The following is a 15,746-nucleotide window of genomic DNA, read 5'->3' on the forward strand; positions in this document are numbered from 1 at the left end:
GCACCGTCCGCCGGCTGCGGCGATCGGCCGCGGAGCTGCCGGGAACCGCTGGGCCCGCAGGACATGACCGTCATTCGCCTGGATAAGCCACAGTGGGGGAGTGAAGGTCCTTCTGGTTCAACCTCCCACCTGGTCCCCGGACGGCCACGCCAACTTCGACGCCATCGAGGAGCTGGCCGCGCGCGAGCCCGTGCGCAGTGACGTGCTGCTCCTGCCCGAGCTGGCCGGGTCCTCGTTGTCGCGCGCCGACTATCTGGCCCGGGTCGCCGCGCTCGCCGTGGGCACCGGCGCGACGGTCGCCGGCGGCTCCCACTATGACCGCACGGAGGCGGGCCTGGTCAACCGGGGTGCTGTGATCGATCCGTCCGGCACGCTGGTGGCCGAGTACGACAAGGTCCACCCGTATGACGTCGAACGCCGCTCGGGTGTGGTGCCGGGCAGGGCCGGGGGCGCGTTCGAGCTGGCCGGGCGCCGCCTGCGTGTGCTGCTCTGCGCCGACCTGTGGTACTCGGCGACCCTGGCCGGGCAGGACGACCTCGACGTCGTCCTGGTCTCCGCCTTCTCCGTCACCCGCTGGGACGGCCCCGGCCCCGCCCGTGCGCTGTGGCGGCACATGAGCGTGGCGCGGGCGTACGAGTTCATGACGTACGTCGCGGTCAGTGACTGGCATCACGAGGCCGCCTACCAGGGCCGGCGGTGTGCGGGCGTGACCGGGTTCGCCAACCCCTGCCCCGACGCCGCCGACGGCTTCTTCACCGCCTGCCCGGACGCGCCGCTGTCCTCCTGCCTGCTCGACCTCGACCGCCTCGACGCCTTCCGGCAGGATCGCGCGCACCGAGGGTTCAGGTAGTGGGCGCTTTGCCGGGTTCGTACGCCGCCGCCTTCGGGGCCGAGCACCGTAGCGGGCCACGGTCAACCGTCCACTGACCTGGTCGACGTAGGCGTGCCGGATCTCGACCGTCCTGTTCGCGACTACCTATCCGGCTCCGGCTGAGCGCCCCAGCAGCCACCGCGTCTCGGACCGTCCGCCACCTGTTCACAGCAAAGCGCCTCGCCATAACGGAAACACTCACGAGCCACGCGATCACGGTCCGGGCAGAATGGCCCTGGGCGCGGCTGCTGGCGGCCGATCCGATCACCGAACGCCGGGAACGGTTGGCCGCCTCTCCCGGCCTCCCGCCTGAGGTGCAGGAAATCCTCGCCGCCGATCCGGAGATGCGGGTCGTGACGGAGCTGGCCTCGCAGGCGACCGCGGAGATGGCGGCCCGGCTCGCGGCGCATCCCCATGCCGAGGTCCGCTGCGCCGTGGCCGGCAACGAGGCGGCACCGCCGGCGGTGCTGGCCGCGCTGGTCACCGGCGAGGGGCTACCGCCGGCACGGCGGTGTCTGGTCTGCGACCGGGAGGAGACGCCGTTCACCCACGATCCTGAATGCCCGAAGCTCGACTGCGACCTGCCGCCCGGCGCCGCCTGCGACGGCTCGCATGAGTCCACCGTTCACCAGACACACGTCAGTGCCCTGTGGAACCCGGCCACGCCCACCGCGGCCGTCATCGGCTTCGCCGGCCACCCGTCGATGCTGCTGCGCCGGCCCCTGGCCGTCCGCCCCGACCTGCCTGCGATGGTCTACGAACGCCTCGCAGCCGACCCGGAGCCCGGTGTCCGGGCCGCCCTGGCCGCCAACCCGGCGATCGGCGACGACCTGATGCGCGCGCTGGCCGCCGACCCCGACCCTGACGTGCGGCGCGGCCTCGCCTTCAACCCGCGGTTGCCGCTGAAGGTGCTCACCCGCCTGGCGGGCACCGGCAAGATCGGTTCCACCCTGCTGCCGCGGATCGCCACCGCCTCGCGTGCCGAGATCGAGGAGCTGGCCGCCTCGCCGGATCCGGTCGTGCGGATGCTGGTGGCCGAACGACGGGACCTGGCGCCCGAGATCCGCGATGCGCTGGCCGTTGATCTCGACGCCAAGGTGGTCAAATCCATCGCGCCGCATCCGGGCCTGTCCGACGCGTCGCTGCGTGCCATGGTGGACCGGCATGGGGTACGAGTCGTGGCCAGGGTGGCGAAGAACCCGGAGGCTGCACCGGCGCTGCTGGAAGACCTGGCTCGGCACGAGCCGCCGGTTCGCAAGGCACTGCGGGAGATCGCCCGACACTCCAATGCGACGGCTGCGGCGCTCCTCGTCTGCTTGGCGGACCGGCAGGCCAGGCACCTGGCTGCCGGTCACCCGGCCCTGCCGCCTCAGGCCGTCGTCGAGCTGCTCACCGATGACGACTGGCAGGTGGTGGAGGCCGCGGCCGCCAATCCGGCCCTGCCGCCCGACGTGATGTCGGCGCTGGTGCCCTGAGCGGCGGACCTGCGTCCGGCCGTTCACGCCTCCGAGCTGCCTGCGCCGGTTGATCCATCCTGGGCACAGGCGCCACGGAACCCCCGTCACGCCTTGGCCGGGCACAACGCCTGGCCAAGGCGTTGCGCGCGCCTGGTCGGCCGCGGCCAAGGCGTCATCCTCGGGCCACTCGACCGATCGGGTCCTGCGCATATCACTTGTGCGGATAAAAATAGCAACAGGGCATTGCTGATATCTCAGCTCGCTCGTACTGTGATCCCAGTCGCACGTTGAGCGAAGGAGATCCAGTGCCCCCCAGTCACGATCCTCGACCGGCCGGCTGGCGAGTCGGCGCCGACATCGGCGGCACGTTCACCGATGTCATCGCGCTGGGTCCGGGCGGCGAGCTCGTCCCGATGAAGGTCCTGTCCACCCCGCCCGACTACGGCGCCGGCGTGGTGGCGGCGACCACCGGAGTGCTCTCGCTGGCCGGGGCGCACCCGGAGGCGGTGGTCGCGATGCTGCACGGCACGACGGTCGCCACCAACGCGATCCTGTCGATGAACGGCGTCCGCACGGCGGTGGTCACCACCCGCGGTTTCCGCGACGTGCTGGAGATCGGGCGGCTGCGCCGCCCGGTGCTGTACGACCTGTCGTGGTCCAAGCCCGAGCCCCTGGCCCGGCGGCGGCACCGGCACGAGCTCGACCAGCGCATCACCGCCGACGGACGCCTCGACCCGCCGGCCGCCGAGGACGAGATCGACGCCCTGGCCGAGCGCCTGCGCGCCGACGGGATCGAGGCCGTGGCCGTGTGCCTGCTCAACTCCTACGTCCGCCCCGACGAGGAGCGGCGGGTCGCCGAGCTGCTGCGGGCCGCGCTGCCCGGCGTGTACGTCACGGCGTCGGTCGACGTCTCGCCCCAGCCGCACGAGTTCGAGCGCATGAGCACCGCGACGGTCAACGCCTACGTCGGCCCCACCGTGCACGGTTACCTCACCCGTCTGGAGGCGGGGCTGCGGGCGGCGAAGGTGCGCGCGCCCCTGCTGGTCATGCAGTCCAGCGGCGGGCTGCTCGACGCGGCCTCCGTCGCGCGGCGGCCGGTGCAGATCATCGAATCCGGGCCCGCGGCCGGCGTCACCGCCGTGCAGAAGCTGGCCCAGCTGATCGGCCTGTCCACGGTGGTCGCGTTCGACATGGGCGGGACCACCGCGAAGGCGTCCCTGATCGAGCACGGCGAGCCGTTCGTCTCGGCCGACTACGAGGTCGGCGGGGGGATGAACGGCGCGCGCGGCCTCAGCTCCGGCGCCGGGTACCCGGTGCGGGCGCCGTCCATCGACATCGCCGAGGTCGGCTCCGGAGGCGGCAGCGTCATCTCCGTCGACGCCGCGGGCGCGCTGCACGTGGGGCCGGTCAGCGCCGGCTCGCGTCCCGGCCCGGCCTGTTACGGCCAGGGCGGCGAGCTGCCGACCCTGACCGACGCCAACGTCACGCTCGGATACCTCAGCCCGGACGCCCTCGCCGGCGGCCGGGTGGCGATCCACCCCCAGCTTGCCGTGAAGGCGCTGTCGCCGGTCGCCGAACGGCTCGGCGACGACGTGGCGGGCGCCGCGCGCGGCGCGTACCAGGTGGCGGTGTCCAGCATGACGACCGCGGTCAAGGCGGTGACCAGCGAACGGGGCCGGGACCCCCGCGAGGCCACCATGGTCGCCTTCGGCGGGGCCGGCCCGCTCTACGCCGCCGCCCTGGCCCGCGAGCTGGGGATCTCCACCGTGATCGTGCCCGTCTATCCGGGGCTGTTCAGCAGCCTGGGCCTGCTCGTGGCCGACACCGAACGCCAGGAGCTCACCCCGTACCGGTCCGGGTTCGCCGACGTGGGCGCGCTCGCGGCGGAGTTCGCGCGGCTGTCCGCCCAGGTGCGCGAGGAGCTCGGGGCCGAGGCCGTCGTGGACCGCCTCCTGGACATGCGCTACCGCGGCCAGCGGTTCGAGCTGCGGATCCGGGTGCCCGACGGCGACCTCACCGAGGACCTGCTCGCCGAGACGCGGGCGCGCTTCCACGCCGAGCACCGGCGCACCTACGGCCGGGCCGGCGCCGACGAGCTGGTGGAGCTGGTCAACCTCCGCGTACGAGGCCGGCTGCCCACCCCGGTGTCGATCGCGGACGTGCTGAGCCTTCCCCTCGCCGACGCCGGCGAGCCCACCACCCGCGAATGCCGGTTCGCCGAGACCGTGTCCACGCCCGTCGTCGCCCGCTCCGCCCTCGGCCCGGAGCCCGTCGAAGGACCGATGGTCGTGGAGGACATGGACGCCACCACCCTGGTCCCGCCCGGCGCGCGGGTGCACCGCGACCGCTTCAACAACATCGTCATCACCTGGAGCGCCTCATGATCCGCGACGCCGTGACCTTCGAGGTCTTCCGCAACGCCGTCACCGGGCTCGCCGACGAGATGGCGATCACGATCCTGCGCACGGCGCACTCCCAGCTCGTGGCGTCCAGCATGGACTTCTCCGCAGCTCTGTGCGACGCCCGCGGCCGCGTGATCGCCCAGGCCAACACCCTGCCGGTGCACCTCGGGTCCATCCCGGACGCGATGGAGGCGATCCTCGGCGAGTTCGGCGACCGGCTCCGGCCGGGGGACGTCTACCTGCTCAACGACCCGTCCCTGGGCGGCATGCACCTGCCCGACATCTTCGCGGTCGCCCCGGTCTTCGCCGGGCGGGACCTGCTGGGCTTCGCGGTCACGGTCGTCAACCACACCGACGTCGGCGGCTGGGCGGCCGGTTCGATGGCCGTGCAGTCGACCAGCATCTTCGCCGAGGGGCTGCAGATCCCGCCGTCGTGCCTGGTCGAGGCCGGCACGGTGAACGAGACGTTCCTGCGGCTGATCCTGCGCAACGTCCGCGAGCCCGAGCTGCTGCGCGGCGACCTGGAATCCCAGCTCGCGGCCTGCCACACCGGGGCCGAGGGGCTGCGCGCCCTGGCCGCGCGGCACGGCGTCGAAGGTCTCGCCGGCCTCGTCGACGAGCTGCTCGACTACTCCGAGACCCTGCTGCGCGCCGCGCTGGCCGAGGCCGTCCCCGGCTCCTACGAGTTCCTCGACCACATCGACGACGACGGCCTCGGGTCCGGGCCGATCCCGATCCGGGTGCGGGTCACGCTGTCCGCGGCCGGGATCGAGCTCGATTTCACCGGCTCCTCGCCGCAGGTGGACTCAGCGCTCAACGCGACGGCCTCGTTCACCCGGTCGGCCGCCTACGCCGCCCTGCAGGGCGTCCTGGCCTCCGACATCCCGGCCAACAGCGGCTTCTACCGGCCGTTCAGCTTCGTCATCCCGGAGGCGTCCATCCTCAACGGGCGGCGTCCGTCCGCGCGCGGCGCCCGCGGGCTCGTCGGCTTCCGGATCATCGACGCGGTGCTCGGGGCGCTCGCCCCGGTCTTCCCGGACCGGGTGCCGGCCGCGGGGGAGGGCGGGCCCGACGGGATCGCGATCGGCCTCGTCGGCCCGGACGGGGAGTCCATGGTGCTGTGGGATCCGCTGGCCGGAGCCTGGGGCGCCCGTCCCGACCGCGACGGCGTGGACGGGATCAGCTCCCTGGGCGCCAACCTGACGAACACGCCGGTCGAGGAGCTGGAACGCTCCGGCCACATCCGCATCGACGGTTACGGCTACCTGCCCGACAGCGGCGGAGCGGGCCGCTGGCGCGGCGGCCTGGCCACCTTCCGGGACATGACGCTGCTGGCGCCCGAGGCCAGGGTGCAGATCCGGTCGGACCGGCGCACCTTCTTGCCGTACGGGCTGGCCGGCGGCGCCCAGGGCAGCCCGTCGCTCAACGTGCTCGACCCCGGCGGGCCCGGTGAACGCCTGCTGGAGTCCAAACCGCACTTCGTGATGACGGCGGGAACCCGCCACCGGCACGTGACCGCCGGCGGCGGCGGCCACGGCGTCCCGTTCGAGCGCGTCCCCGAACTCGTCCTCGAAGACGTCCTCGACGGCAAGGTGACCCGCGAGGGAGCCGAACGGGACTACGGCGTCGTGATCACCCCGGACGGCGCGATCGACGCCGACGCCACCGCCGGGCTGCGCGGCCGGGCGCGCTGAAGGGCGCTCCCGGCCCCGACGAACACGCGCGCCCGGCACCTGGTCGAGCTCGGGCCCGCGCGGCACCCCCCACCCCCCTGACCGATTGGAACCCCCCATGAGTTCGAACGTCGCGACCCCCCGGAGCACCGTCTCGCCCCAAACGTGGCGCAAGGTGGGCGTCCGGATCATGCCCCTGGTCGGCCTCGCCTACGTGGCGAGCTACATCGACCGCGCCAACGTCGGCTACATCGCCGCCCCCATGTCACGGGACCTGGGCCTCGGCAGCAGCCAGATCGGCCTGGCCGCCGGCCTGTTCTTCATCGGCTACGTCCTGTTCGAAGTGCCGAGCAACATGATGCTGAGCCGGTTCGGCGCGCGGAAGTGGATCGCCCGGATCATGATCACGTGGGGGCTGGTCACGGCCGCGACCGCCGCCGTGAACTCCGCCGCCACGCTGTTCGTCGCGCGGCTCCTGCTCGGGTTCGCCGAGGCCGGCCTGGCCGCCGGCATCCTGCTCTACCTGACGTTCTGGTTCCCGCGGCGCCAGCGTTCCTGGGCGCTGTCGGCCTTCATCGTGATGATCCCGCTGTCCTCGATCATCGGCTCTCCGCTGGCCGCCGCGCTGCTGGAGTGGGGCCAGAACCTGTTCGGCATCGCGGGCTGGCGGGCGCTGTTCCTGGTCGAGGGCGTCCTGACGGTCGTCGTCAGCGTCCTGATCTTCCTCTTCCTGCCCGACCGCCCGGCGGACGCCCGGTGGCTCGACGACGAGGAGAAGGCCGCCATCGAGAAGATCCTGGCCGACGAGGCCGCCGAGCAACGCGCCCACGGCGCGCTCACCGGGCTGCGCCAGGCGCTGACCAGCGGCCGGGTCTGGGCGATGGCCGTGACGTGGTTCTCGATCGCGTTCGGGCTCTACCCGCTGCAGTTCTTCCTGCCCACGATGATCAGGTCCATCACGCAGAGCGTCGGCGACTCCGCCGACGTCAGCAGCGTGCTGCTGTCCGCGATCCCCTACGTGGTGGCCGCGGTCGCGCTCCTGCTCTGGGCCCGTTTCGCCGCGCGCCGGACGGCGGTGACGGCCACGGCCGTGCCGATGGCCCTCGGCGCGGTGGGCCTGCTCCTGGCGACCTTCACCAGCAGCGGCACCCTGTTCGTGCTCGCGGTCTGCCTGAGCGTCGCCGGGATCATCACCGCCATGCCGCAGTTCTGGCGGATCCCGGCGATCGGCCTGACCGAGGCCGCCGCCGCCTCCGGCATCGCCCTGATCAACTCCGTCAGCAACGTCAGCGGATTCATCGGTCCCTACTTCACCGGGACCATCGCGTCCGCGACCGGCAGCTTCACCTACGCGCTGCTGGCCATCGCGATCATCATGGCCGCCGGCCTGGTCGTCCTGCTCACCGCGGGACGCCGGATGGAGCGGCTGGACGGGAGCCTGTCATGACCGCCGCCCACCGCCCGGGAGGGACGACGTGAACGCCGCGCTGCTGGACCGGCTCCGGACCGAGCTGGACGACCGCCGCGCGACCACCGGCCTCCGGCGCGACCTCGTGGTCTCGGGCGCCCAGGGGCCGACGCTCGGCGTGGACGGCGAGCGGCTGGTGAACCTGGCCTCCAACGACTACCTCGGGCTCGCCGGCGACCCGGAGGTCCTCGGCACGGCACGGCGGGCGCTGCGCGACATGGGGCTCGGGGTCACGGCCGGACGGGTGCTCTGCGGCACCCGGGCGATCCACGGCGAGCTGGAGGCGGCCGTCGCCGAGCTGGTCGGCGCCGAGGACGCCGTGCTGCACACCTCGTGCTTCGACGCCAACCTCGGCCTGTTCGACGCCCTGCTCGGCCCGCAGGACGTCGTGCTCAGCGACGCGCTCAACCACGCCAGCCTGATCGACGGCATCCGCCTCGCGCGGGCCGGCCGGCGCGTCTTCGCCCACGCCGACCTCGACGAGCTGGACCGCCTGCTCGCCGAGCACGCCGGCGCGCGCCACCGGCTCATCGTCACCGACGGCGTCTTCAGCATGGACGGCGACCTCGCCGCGCTGCCCCGGCTCTGCGAGCTGGCCGAGCGCCACGACGCCGTGCTCGTGGTGGACGACTCGCACGCCACGGGCGTGCTGGGCGCGACAGGGGCGGGCACCGCCGAGCACTTCGGGCTGGCGGGCCGCGTGGACGTGCTGACGGGGACGCTCGGCAAGGCGCTCGGCGCCGGATCAGGAGGTTTCGTGGCCGGCCCCCGCGCGGTCGTCGAGACGCTGCGCCAGCGCTCGCGGCCCTACATCTTCACCAACGCCATGGCCCCGGCGCTGGCCGCGGCCGCGCTGGCGGCGATCCGCATCGCGCGGGAACGTCCCGAGCTGCGCGAACGCCTGACGGCCAACGCCGACTGGCTGCGCGGGGCGCTGCGCGACCTCGGCTACGAGGTGCCGCCCGGGGAGCATCCGATCATCCCCGTGATGCTGCGCGGCGGCACGCGGGCCGCCGACGTGGCGGCGGCGCTGCGCCGCGAGGGCGTCCTGGTCTTCGCGCTCTCCCATCCCGTCGTCCCGGCGGGCGAGGAGCGCATCCGGGTGCAGGTCTCGGCCTCGCACACGCCCGGCCAGCTCGAACAGGCGGCCGCCGCCTTCGGCCGGGCGCGTTCCGTCCTGGTGGACTCATGAGCGCCGGGGGGCTGCGGGCGCCCACCAGCGCCGACGGCGGCGAGCTGGCGGGCCGGGTCGCGATCGTGACCGGCGGGGCCGGCGGCATGGGCCTGGCCGCGGCGCACGCGCTGGCCCGCCGCGGCGCGACCGTCGCGGTGTTCGACCCCGCCGCGCCGGACCCGGGGGAGCTGGCGGCGATGCTGGAGGTGACGGCGGACCGCGTCCATTCGGTCGCGGTGGACGTCACGGACGGCGACCGGGTCCAGCGCGCGTTCGCCGAGCTGCTGGGGGAGCGGGCGCGGCTGGACATCCTGGTCAACGCCGCGGGCATCGCGCCGCCGACCGCGTTCGAGGACATCACCCCGGCCGAGTGGGAACGGGTGCTCGCGGTCAACGTGCTCGGGACGGCCCTGTGCTGCCGGCAGGCGCTGCCCGCGATGCGCGGCGGCGGCTGGGGGCGCATCGTCAACTTCTCCTCCACCGCCGGCAAGACCGTCAGCACCGCCGCGGGCGCCCACTACACGGCGGCCAAGCACGGCGTCCTCGGGCTGACCCGGCACCTGGCCAAGGACTACGGGCCCGACGGGATCACGGTGAACGCCGTCTGCCCTGGGCTCATCGACACCCCGATGGCCCGCGCCCTGCTGCCTGGCCGGGCCCTCGAACAGGCCACCCGCCCCTTCCCGGTGCCCCGCGCCGGGCAGCCCTGGGAGGTCGCCGAGCTAGTGGCGTTTCTCGCCTCGGACCGCGCGGCGTACATCACCGGGGCGGCCATCGACATCAACGGCGGCGACCTGATCGTCTGACGCGGCGCCGCACCCAGCATCCCCATGAAAAGGACGAAACCTCTGTGAGCACACGAACAGTCAGGATGATCCAGCACCGGATCGGCGGCCACGAGACCGCGGGCCAGTCGATCCGGACCGCCCCGGTGTGGAACCCCGCGACCGGCGAGCACCAGGCGGACGTGCTGCTGGCCGAGCCCGCCGACGTCGAGGCCGCGGTGCGGGCGGCGCGCGCCGCGCTGCCGGACTGGGCCGACACGTCCGTCACGCGGCGGTCGCGGCTGATGTTCGCCTTCCGCAATCTGGTCGCCGGACATCTCGACGAGCTCGCCCGGCTGGTCTCCGCCGAGCACGGCAAGGTCCTGGACGACGCCCGGGGCGAGCTCGTCCGCGGCCTGGAGGTGATCGACTTCGCCTGCGGGATCCCGCAGCTGCTCAAGGGGGAGTACTCCGACCAGGTCTCGACCGACGTCGACCTGTTCTCCTTCCGGCAGCCGGTCGGCGTCTGCGCGGGGATCACGCCGTTCAACTTCCCGGCGATGGTGCCGCTGTGGATGCATCCGATCGCGATCGCGACCGGCAACACGTTCGTCCTCAAGCCCTCCGAACGCGACCCGTCGGCGTCCAACCTCATCGCCGAGCTCTACGCCGAGGCCGGTCTGCCCGACGGCGTCTTCAACGTCGTCCACGGCGACAAGGTCGCGGTCGACGCGATCCTCGACCACCCGGACATCGCCGCGGTGTCGTTCGTCGGATCGACGCCGATCGCGCGGTACGTGTACGAGCGGGCGACCGCCGCGGGCAAGCGGGTGCAGGCGCTCGGCGGCGCCAAGAACCACGCCGTCGTGCTGCCGGACGCCGACCTCGACCACGCCGCCGACCATCTGATCGCGGCCGGGTACGGCTCGGCGGGCCAGCGCTGCATGGCGATCTCGGTCGCCGTCGCGGTGGGCGACGTGGCCGAGCCGCTGGTCAAGCTCATGCGCGAGAAGGCGCAGGCGATCAAGGTCGGCCCGGGGCTGGAGGCCGGGGCGGAGATGGGCCCGGTCGTGTCACCGGAGGCACTCGACCGGATCAGGGCCGCCATCGGCTCCGGCGTCGCCGCGGGCGCCGACCTCGTGCTGGACGGCCGCGAGCTCGACCTCCCAGGGGACGGCTTCTTCGTCGGCCCGACCCTGTTCGACCACGTCACTCCCGACATGGACGTCTACCGGGAGGAGATCTTCGGCCCCGTGCTCGTCGTCGTGCGCGTCGGCTCGCTCGATGAGGCGATCGACCTGATCAACCGCAACAGCCTGGCCAACGGCACGGCGATCTTCACCGCCGGCGGCCACGCGGCCCGCCGCTTCCAGCGTTCGGTGCAGGCCGGGATGGTCGGCGTCAACGTGCCGGTCCCGGTGCCCATGGCGTTCCACTCGTTCGGCGGCTGGAAGCAGTCGCTGTTCGGCGGCCATCACATGCACGGTCCCGAGGGCGTCGCGTTCTACACCCGCGCGAAGGCCGTCACCGTCCGGTGGCCCGAGGAGACCGGGGACGGCCCGCGACCGCGCGGCGACCTGTCCTTCCCGACGGCGGTCTGACCGGCGGCCTGGCCCCGGCACCGCATCCGGGGCCCGGCCGCCACGCCTCGGCGCGTACCGGCTAGGCCGGCGGGCGCGCGGCGGGCAGCTCGATGTGCGCCCTGCTCACGGACGTGCTCTTGGCCAGCACCTGGAGCAGGTCCCGGCGCACGCGCTCGCACCGCGCGCGCATCGCCTCCCGGGCGGCGGCGGCGTCCCGGTCGCGCAGCGCCTCGAAGACGGCGCCCAGCTCGCCGGGCGGGCTCGCGATGCCGGGATCGATCAGCGCGGCCATCCGCAGCACCCGTTCCAGCTCGTCGAGCACGTCGACGATCGACTTGCCGAGGCGGGGGTTGCCGCTGAAATTCGCGATGATCCCCTCGAACTCGATGCCCGCCTGCAGCGACTCCTCCTGCTCGACCTCGCCGGCGGCGAGCGCGAGGGGGACCTTGGACAGCGCTTCGAGCCGTTCGAGGGCCGGCGCGGTGACGCCGAGGCGCGCCGCCGCCGCGGCGGCCTCGCCCGACAGCAGCGTACGAAGGCCGCACAGGGCGTCGGTGTCCTGGAGCGTGATCGGGCTGACGACGTAGCCCGCGCGCGGCAGCGCGGTCACGAGCCCGTCGCGCCTCAACCGCGCGAGCGCCTCGCGCACCGGCGTCTTGCTGATGCGCCACTGCTCGGCGAGCGACGACTCGGTGAAACTGCTGCCGGGCGGTAGCGTCAGATCGATGATCTGCCGCCTGATCGCCCGATATGCCTGACTCGTACGATCGAGGCTGCTCTCGTCCCTGCCGACCAGCAGCAGCGCGGGGATGTGCGGCGTTCCGCTGATCACGCCATGGATGTCGGACATCCGTTAAGAATATCAACTTCTGGCGTTGATACAGCAGCTCCGCTCGCGTCCGGAGAATAGAGATATTTATTCTTGTCGCTGATATCTCAGTGTGCCATGCTTCGTCCATGCAGCGACGCACCTCGAATCCCTGGGTCCTGCCCGCCGCGAGCGACTTCCCGGCGCTGGGGGCGATGAGCACCCGCGCCCGCGCCGAGCGCGGCGCACGCGACGGCGTGCGGATGCTCTCCCTGGTCGGCGCCCCGGTCCTGCCCATGCCCGAGCACGTACGCCGGGCGGTCGCGGCGGCCATGGACGAGCCCGACCCGCGCGACACCCGCGGCCTGCCGGAACTGCGCGCCGCGATCGCCGCCGAACTGCGGAGCGAGCACGGCCTGCGGGTCGATCCCGAGCGTCGCCTGCTGATCACCCACGGCGCGATGCAGGGGCTGTCCCTCGTGCTGCGCACGGTGCTCGCCCCGGGCGACGAGGTGATCGTGCCGACCCCCACCTACTTCTTCGACGGCGCCGTCCGCGAGGCCGGCGCGACGTCCGTGCGGGTGCCGTCCCGCGAGAGCGACGGCTGGGCGATCGACCTGGACGGCCTGGAGGCCGCCGTCACCAGCCGCAGCCGGGCCGTGCTGCTGTGCAACCCGACCAACCCGACCGGCTACCTCCCCGACGCCGCGACCCTCGCCGCCGTGGTCGACCTCGCCGCACGCCACGGGCTGCTCGTCATCTCCGACGACTCCTGGCAGCACTTCACCTACGACGGCCACCGGTACCACCCGGTGGAGGCGTTCGCCGACCGCTGGCCGCATCTGGTCACCGTCACCAGCCTCAGCAAGTACTACGCGCTGGCGAGCTGGCGGCTGGGCTACGTCCTGGCGCCGCCGCCGGTCATCGACGCGCTCAACCGCCGCTTCGAGTGGGAGGCGGTGTGCTGCGGAGCGGTCCCGCAGCGGGCCGCGGTCGCCGCCCTCACCGGCCCGCGCGACTGGCTCGACCAGGCGCTCGCCGGCTACCAGGCCAAGCGCGACCTGGTCTGCGACGGCATCGCCGCGAGCGGCCTCGGCCGGCCCGTGCCGCCGATGGGCGGCGCCTTCCTGCTCGCCGACTGCTCGCGCCTCGGCGACACCCCGGCCGCCATCGACCGCGCACTCCTGCGCAACGGCATCGCGACGGTCCGCGGCGCCGACATGCACGCTCCGGACACCCATGTCCGCATCACCTTCGGCTCCGACGAGCGCACGCTCGGCGAGCTGATCCGCGGCCTCGAACAGGCATGCCGTCAGTCCTGACCCGACCGGGAGCGCTCGTTGCCGACGCCGCTACCACCGGCAGGTTCGGTCGATCGCCGTCTCAGGAGTCGAGCACGGCGGCGACGGCCTCGATCTCCACCAGTTGATTCTCATAGCCCAGCACCGTGACGCCCACCAATGTGCTGGGAACGTCGTGATCGCCGAAGAAGGCCCGGACCACCGCCCAGGCGGCTCCCAGGTCCTGCTGCCTGCTGGACGCCACGAGAACCCTGGTGCTGATGACGTCCTGCAGGGTTGCGCCGGAGTCCGTCAGGGCGGTCTGCATGTTCTCAAGAGCCTTCGCTGCCTGGCCTGCGTAGTCTCCGACCGCGGCCGTGGATCCGTCCTGGTTCAGGGGGCAGGCTCCGGCGAGGAAGATCAGGCGAGATCCGGCGGGCGCCGTGGCCGCGTAGGCGTACTGGGCGACGTCGGACAAAGAGGACGAACGGATCAACGTAACGGCACGGCCCATGGGCGTTTCCCCTCGACTCAAGCAAGAATGCGGCCACCCTGCCAAAGGATCTTTCGATGCGCCACAGGTTTATCCGGCCTGCGCCAGGCGGGTCGCGGTGCGGACGAGGTCGGCGACGGCCTTGGACCTGCTGTGCGGCGGCCAGGCGATGACGGTCGTGACGGCCGGGGCGTCCGGCACCGGCACGATGGCGTAGTCGTCGCGTAGCTGTTCCCGGAGCGACTCGGGGACGACGGCGCAGGCCAGTCCGAGCGCGATCAGCTGGAACAGCTGGGTATGGTCGCGCACCTGCGGGCCGGGGCCGTCCGGATGGCCGCCATCGCGTCCGGGCCAGCGCGGCAGGGGCAGGTCCGTCAGGGCGTTGACCTCGGCCGACGACAGGTGCGCCCGGCCGGCGAGTGGATGGCCCTTGGGCAGGACCACCACCTGCCGTTCGGTGTGCAGTTCCTCGGTGTCGAGTCCGGCCGTCGTGTCGTAGGGCCGGTGGAGCAGCGCCACGTCGGTACGCCCGGTGCGCAGCAGACCCTCCGGCTCGCCCGGCCCGCACAACATCACCTCGACCGGCACCGAGCCCGGTTCGGCGGCGTAGGCGTGCAGCAGCTTCGACAGCAGTTCCCTGGACGCTCCGGCCTTGGTCGCCAGGACCACACCGGGCCGGTCGGCCGCGGCGCGGCGGGTGCGGCGCTCGGCGGCTTCGACCGCGTCGAGCGCGAGCCGGGCCTCCCGCAGCAGCACCGACCCGGCCTCGGTCAAGGCGACCGCGCGGGCGTCGCGGTGCAGGAGAACGACCCCGAGCCGCCGTTCCAGTCGCTGGATCGCCCGCGACAGCGGTGGCTGCGCCATCGAGAGCCGTTGCGCCGCCCGCCCGAAGTGCAACTCCTCGGCCACGGCGACGAAGTACCGCAGCTCCCGCGTCTCCACGAGCTCATCGTATCCAGCGCTGACCACGGCCGATACCCGTGCGGTATCGCCGTCCACCTGACCGGTCTTGGACGCCCCGCCCGAGTCCGCAACATGATCGACGGCATGAGTGAACAGACGATCGCGCTGGTGACCGGCGCGAACAAGGGAATCGGATACGAGATCGCGGCAGGGTTGGGCGCGCTCGGCTGGCGGATCGGCGTGGGCGCGAGGGATCGGCATCGTCGTGACACCGCGGTCGAGAAGCTGCGCGCGGCCGGGGTCGACGCGTTCGGCGTGCCGCTCGACGTCACCGACGACGAGAGTGTCGCCGCCGCGGCCGAGCTGATCGCCGGCCAGGCCGGAGGGCTCGACGTCCTGGTCAACAATGCCGCGATCACCGGACGCATGCCGCAGACGCCGACCACGGTCGAGCCCGCGACCGTGCGAGCCGTCGTGGAGACCAACGTGATCGGCGTCATCCGGGTCACCAACGCGATGCTGCCGATGTTGCGCGACTCGCCGTCGCCGCGGATCGTCAACATGTCCAGCAGCGTCGGCTCGCTCGGCCTGCAGACCACCCCCGGCATCGACATGGGCCCCGTTCCCGTCGCCTACCTGGCCTCGAAGACCTTCCTCAACGCCGTCACCGTCCAGTACGTCAAGGAACTGAGCGACACCGGCATCCTGATCAACTCCGGGTGTCCGGGCTTCACCGCCACCGACCTGAACGGCTTCCAGGGCGTCCGCACGCCGCAACAGGGTGCGGCCATCGCCATTCGCCTCGCCACCCTGCCCGACGACGGCCCGACCGGCGGATTCTTCGACGACGCCGGAAACGTGCCCTGGTGA

At 72.9% G+C, this 15,746-nt stretch carries 13 protein-coding genes; 10 read left to right on the forward strand and 3 right to left on the reverse strand.

All coding sequences use genetic code 11. The features are described from left to right. Positions 1-100 precede the first annotated feature (100 nt). The 8 genes from ACIBST_RS46755 to ACIBST_RS46790 all read left to right on the forward strand — a co-directional run bounded on the left by ACIBST_RS46755 (position 101) and on the right by ACIBST_RS46790 (position 11,410). On the forward strand, positions 101-850 hold the full coding sequence (locus ACIBST_RS46755) for a carbon-nitrogen hydrolase family protein (RefSeq protein ID WP_397179912.1): 750 nt from the start codon (positions 101-103) through the stop codon (positions 848-850). 335 nt (positions 851-1,185) lie between these two features. Continuing rightward, the gene (locus ACIBST_RS46760; RefSeq protein WP_397179913.1) at positions 1,186-2,346 is read left to right on the forward strand and encodes a hypothetical protein; all 1,161 of its coding nucleotides are present in this window, start codon (positions 1,186-1,188) and stop codon (positions 2,344-2,346) included. 287 nt (positions 2,347-2,633) lie between these two features. Next, entirely contained in the window at positions 2,634-4,712 is a 2,079-nt protein-coding gene (locus ACIBST_RS46765; RefSeq protein ID WP_397179914.1) for a hydantoinase/oxoprolinase family protein, read from the forward strand. Further along, on the forward strand, positions 4,709-6,424 hold the full coding sequence (locus ACIBST_RS46770) for a hydantoinase B/oxoprolinase family protein (protein WP_397179915.1): 1,716 nt from the start codon (positions 4,709-4,711) through the stop codon (positions 6,422-6,424). Before ACIBST_RS46765 ends, ACIBST_RS46770 begins: the two co-directional genes overlap by 4 nt. Before the next feature lie 97 nt (positions 6,425-6,521). Next, the gene (locus ACIBST_RS46775) at positions 6,522-7,850 is read left to right on the forward strand and encodes an MFS transporter (RefSeq protein WP_397179916.1); all 1,329 of its coding nucleotides are present in this window, start codon (positions 6,522-6,524) and stop codon (positions 7,848-7,850) included. A 28-nt stretch (positions 7,851-7,878) separates the two neighbouring features. After that, the gene (locus ACIBST_RS46780) at positions 7,879-9,063 is read left to right on the forward strand and encodes a glycine C-acetyltransferase (protein WP_397179917.1); all 1,185 of its coding nucleotides are present in this window, start codon (positions 7,879-7,881) and stop codon (positions 9,061-9,063) included. Further along, the gene (locus tag ACIBST_RS46785) at positions 9,060-9,851 is read left to right on the forward strand and encodes an SDR family NAD(P)-dependent oxidoreductase (RefSeq protein WP_397179918.1); all 792 of its coding nucleotides are present in this window, start codon (positions 9,060-9,062) and stop codon (positions 9,849-9,851) included. The genes ACIBST_RS46780 and ACIBST_RS46785 overlap by 4 nt, the downstream gene beginning before the upstream one ends. Positions 9,852-9,916: 65 nt before the next feature. Continuing rightward, positions 9,917-11,410: a CoA-acylating methylmalonate-semialdehyde dehydrogenase gene (locus ACIBST_RS46790; RefSeq protein WP_397179943.1), complete on the forward strand. Its 1,494-nt coding sequence runs from the start codon at positions 9,917-9,919 to the stop codon at positions 11,408-11,410. A 61-nt stretch (positions 11,411-11,471) separates the two neighbouring features. On the opposite strand, the gene ACIBST_RS46795 is transcribed toward ACIBST_RS46790, so the two are convergent. Continuing rightward, positions 11,472-12,242 carry a GntR family transcriptional regulator gene (locus tag ACIBST_RS46795; protein WP_397179919.1) on the reverse strand — a complete coding sequence of 257 codons (771 nt, stop codon included), beginning with the start codon at positions 12,240-12,242 and terminating at the stop codon, positions 11,472-11,474. Between the two features lie 107 nt (positions 12,243-12,349). Here ACIBST_RS46795 and ACIBST_RS46800 point away from each other — a divergent pair, with 107 nt between their 5' ends. Further along, complete coding sequence (locus tag ACIBST_RS46800; protein WP_397179920.1) at positions 12,350-13,522, forward strand: pyridoxal phosphate-dependent aminotransferase; 1,173 nt, start codon at positions 12,350-12,352, stop codon at positions 13,520-13,522. Between the two features lie 61 nt (positions 13,523-13,583). On the opposite strand, the gene ACIBST_RS46805 is transcribed toward ACIBST_RS46800, so the two are convergent. Together ACIBST_RS46805 and ACIBST_RS46810 are read right to left on the reverse strand one after the other, a co-directional pair. Continuing rightward, on the reverse strand, positions 13,584-13,994 hold the full coding sequence (locus ACIBST_RS46805; protein ID WP_397179921.1) for a RidA family protein: 411 nt from the start codon (positions 13,992-13,994) through the stop codon (positions 13,584-13,586). A gap of 69 nt (positions 13,995-14,063) precedes the next feature. Further along, positions 14,064-14,915: a LysR family transcriptional regulator gene (locus tag ACIBST_RS46810; protein ID WP_397179922.1), complete on the reverse strand. Its 852-nt coding sequence runs from the start codon at positions 14,913-14,915 to the stop codon at positions 14,064-14,066. 105 nt (positions 14,916-15,020) lie between these two features. Between ACIBST_RS46810 and ACIBST_RS46815 the strand changes: the two genes are divergently transcribed. After that, positions 15,021-15,746, forward strand: a complete 726-nt coding sequence (locus tag ACIBST_RS46815; RefSeq protein WP_397179923.1) for an SDR family oxidoreductase — start codon at positions 15,021-15,023, stop codon at positions 15,744-15,746.

It is taken from the genome of Nonomuraea sp. NPDC049684 (assembly GCF_044465345.1).
In the GTDB taxonomy this organism is placed as follows: domain Bacteria; phylum Actinomycetota; class Actinomycetes; order Streptosporangiales; family Streptosporangiaceae; genus Nonomuraea.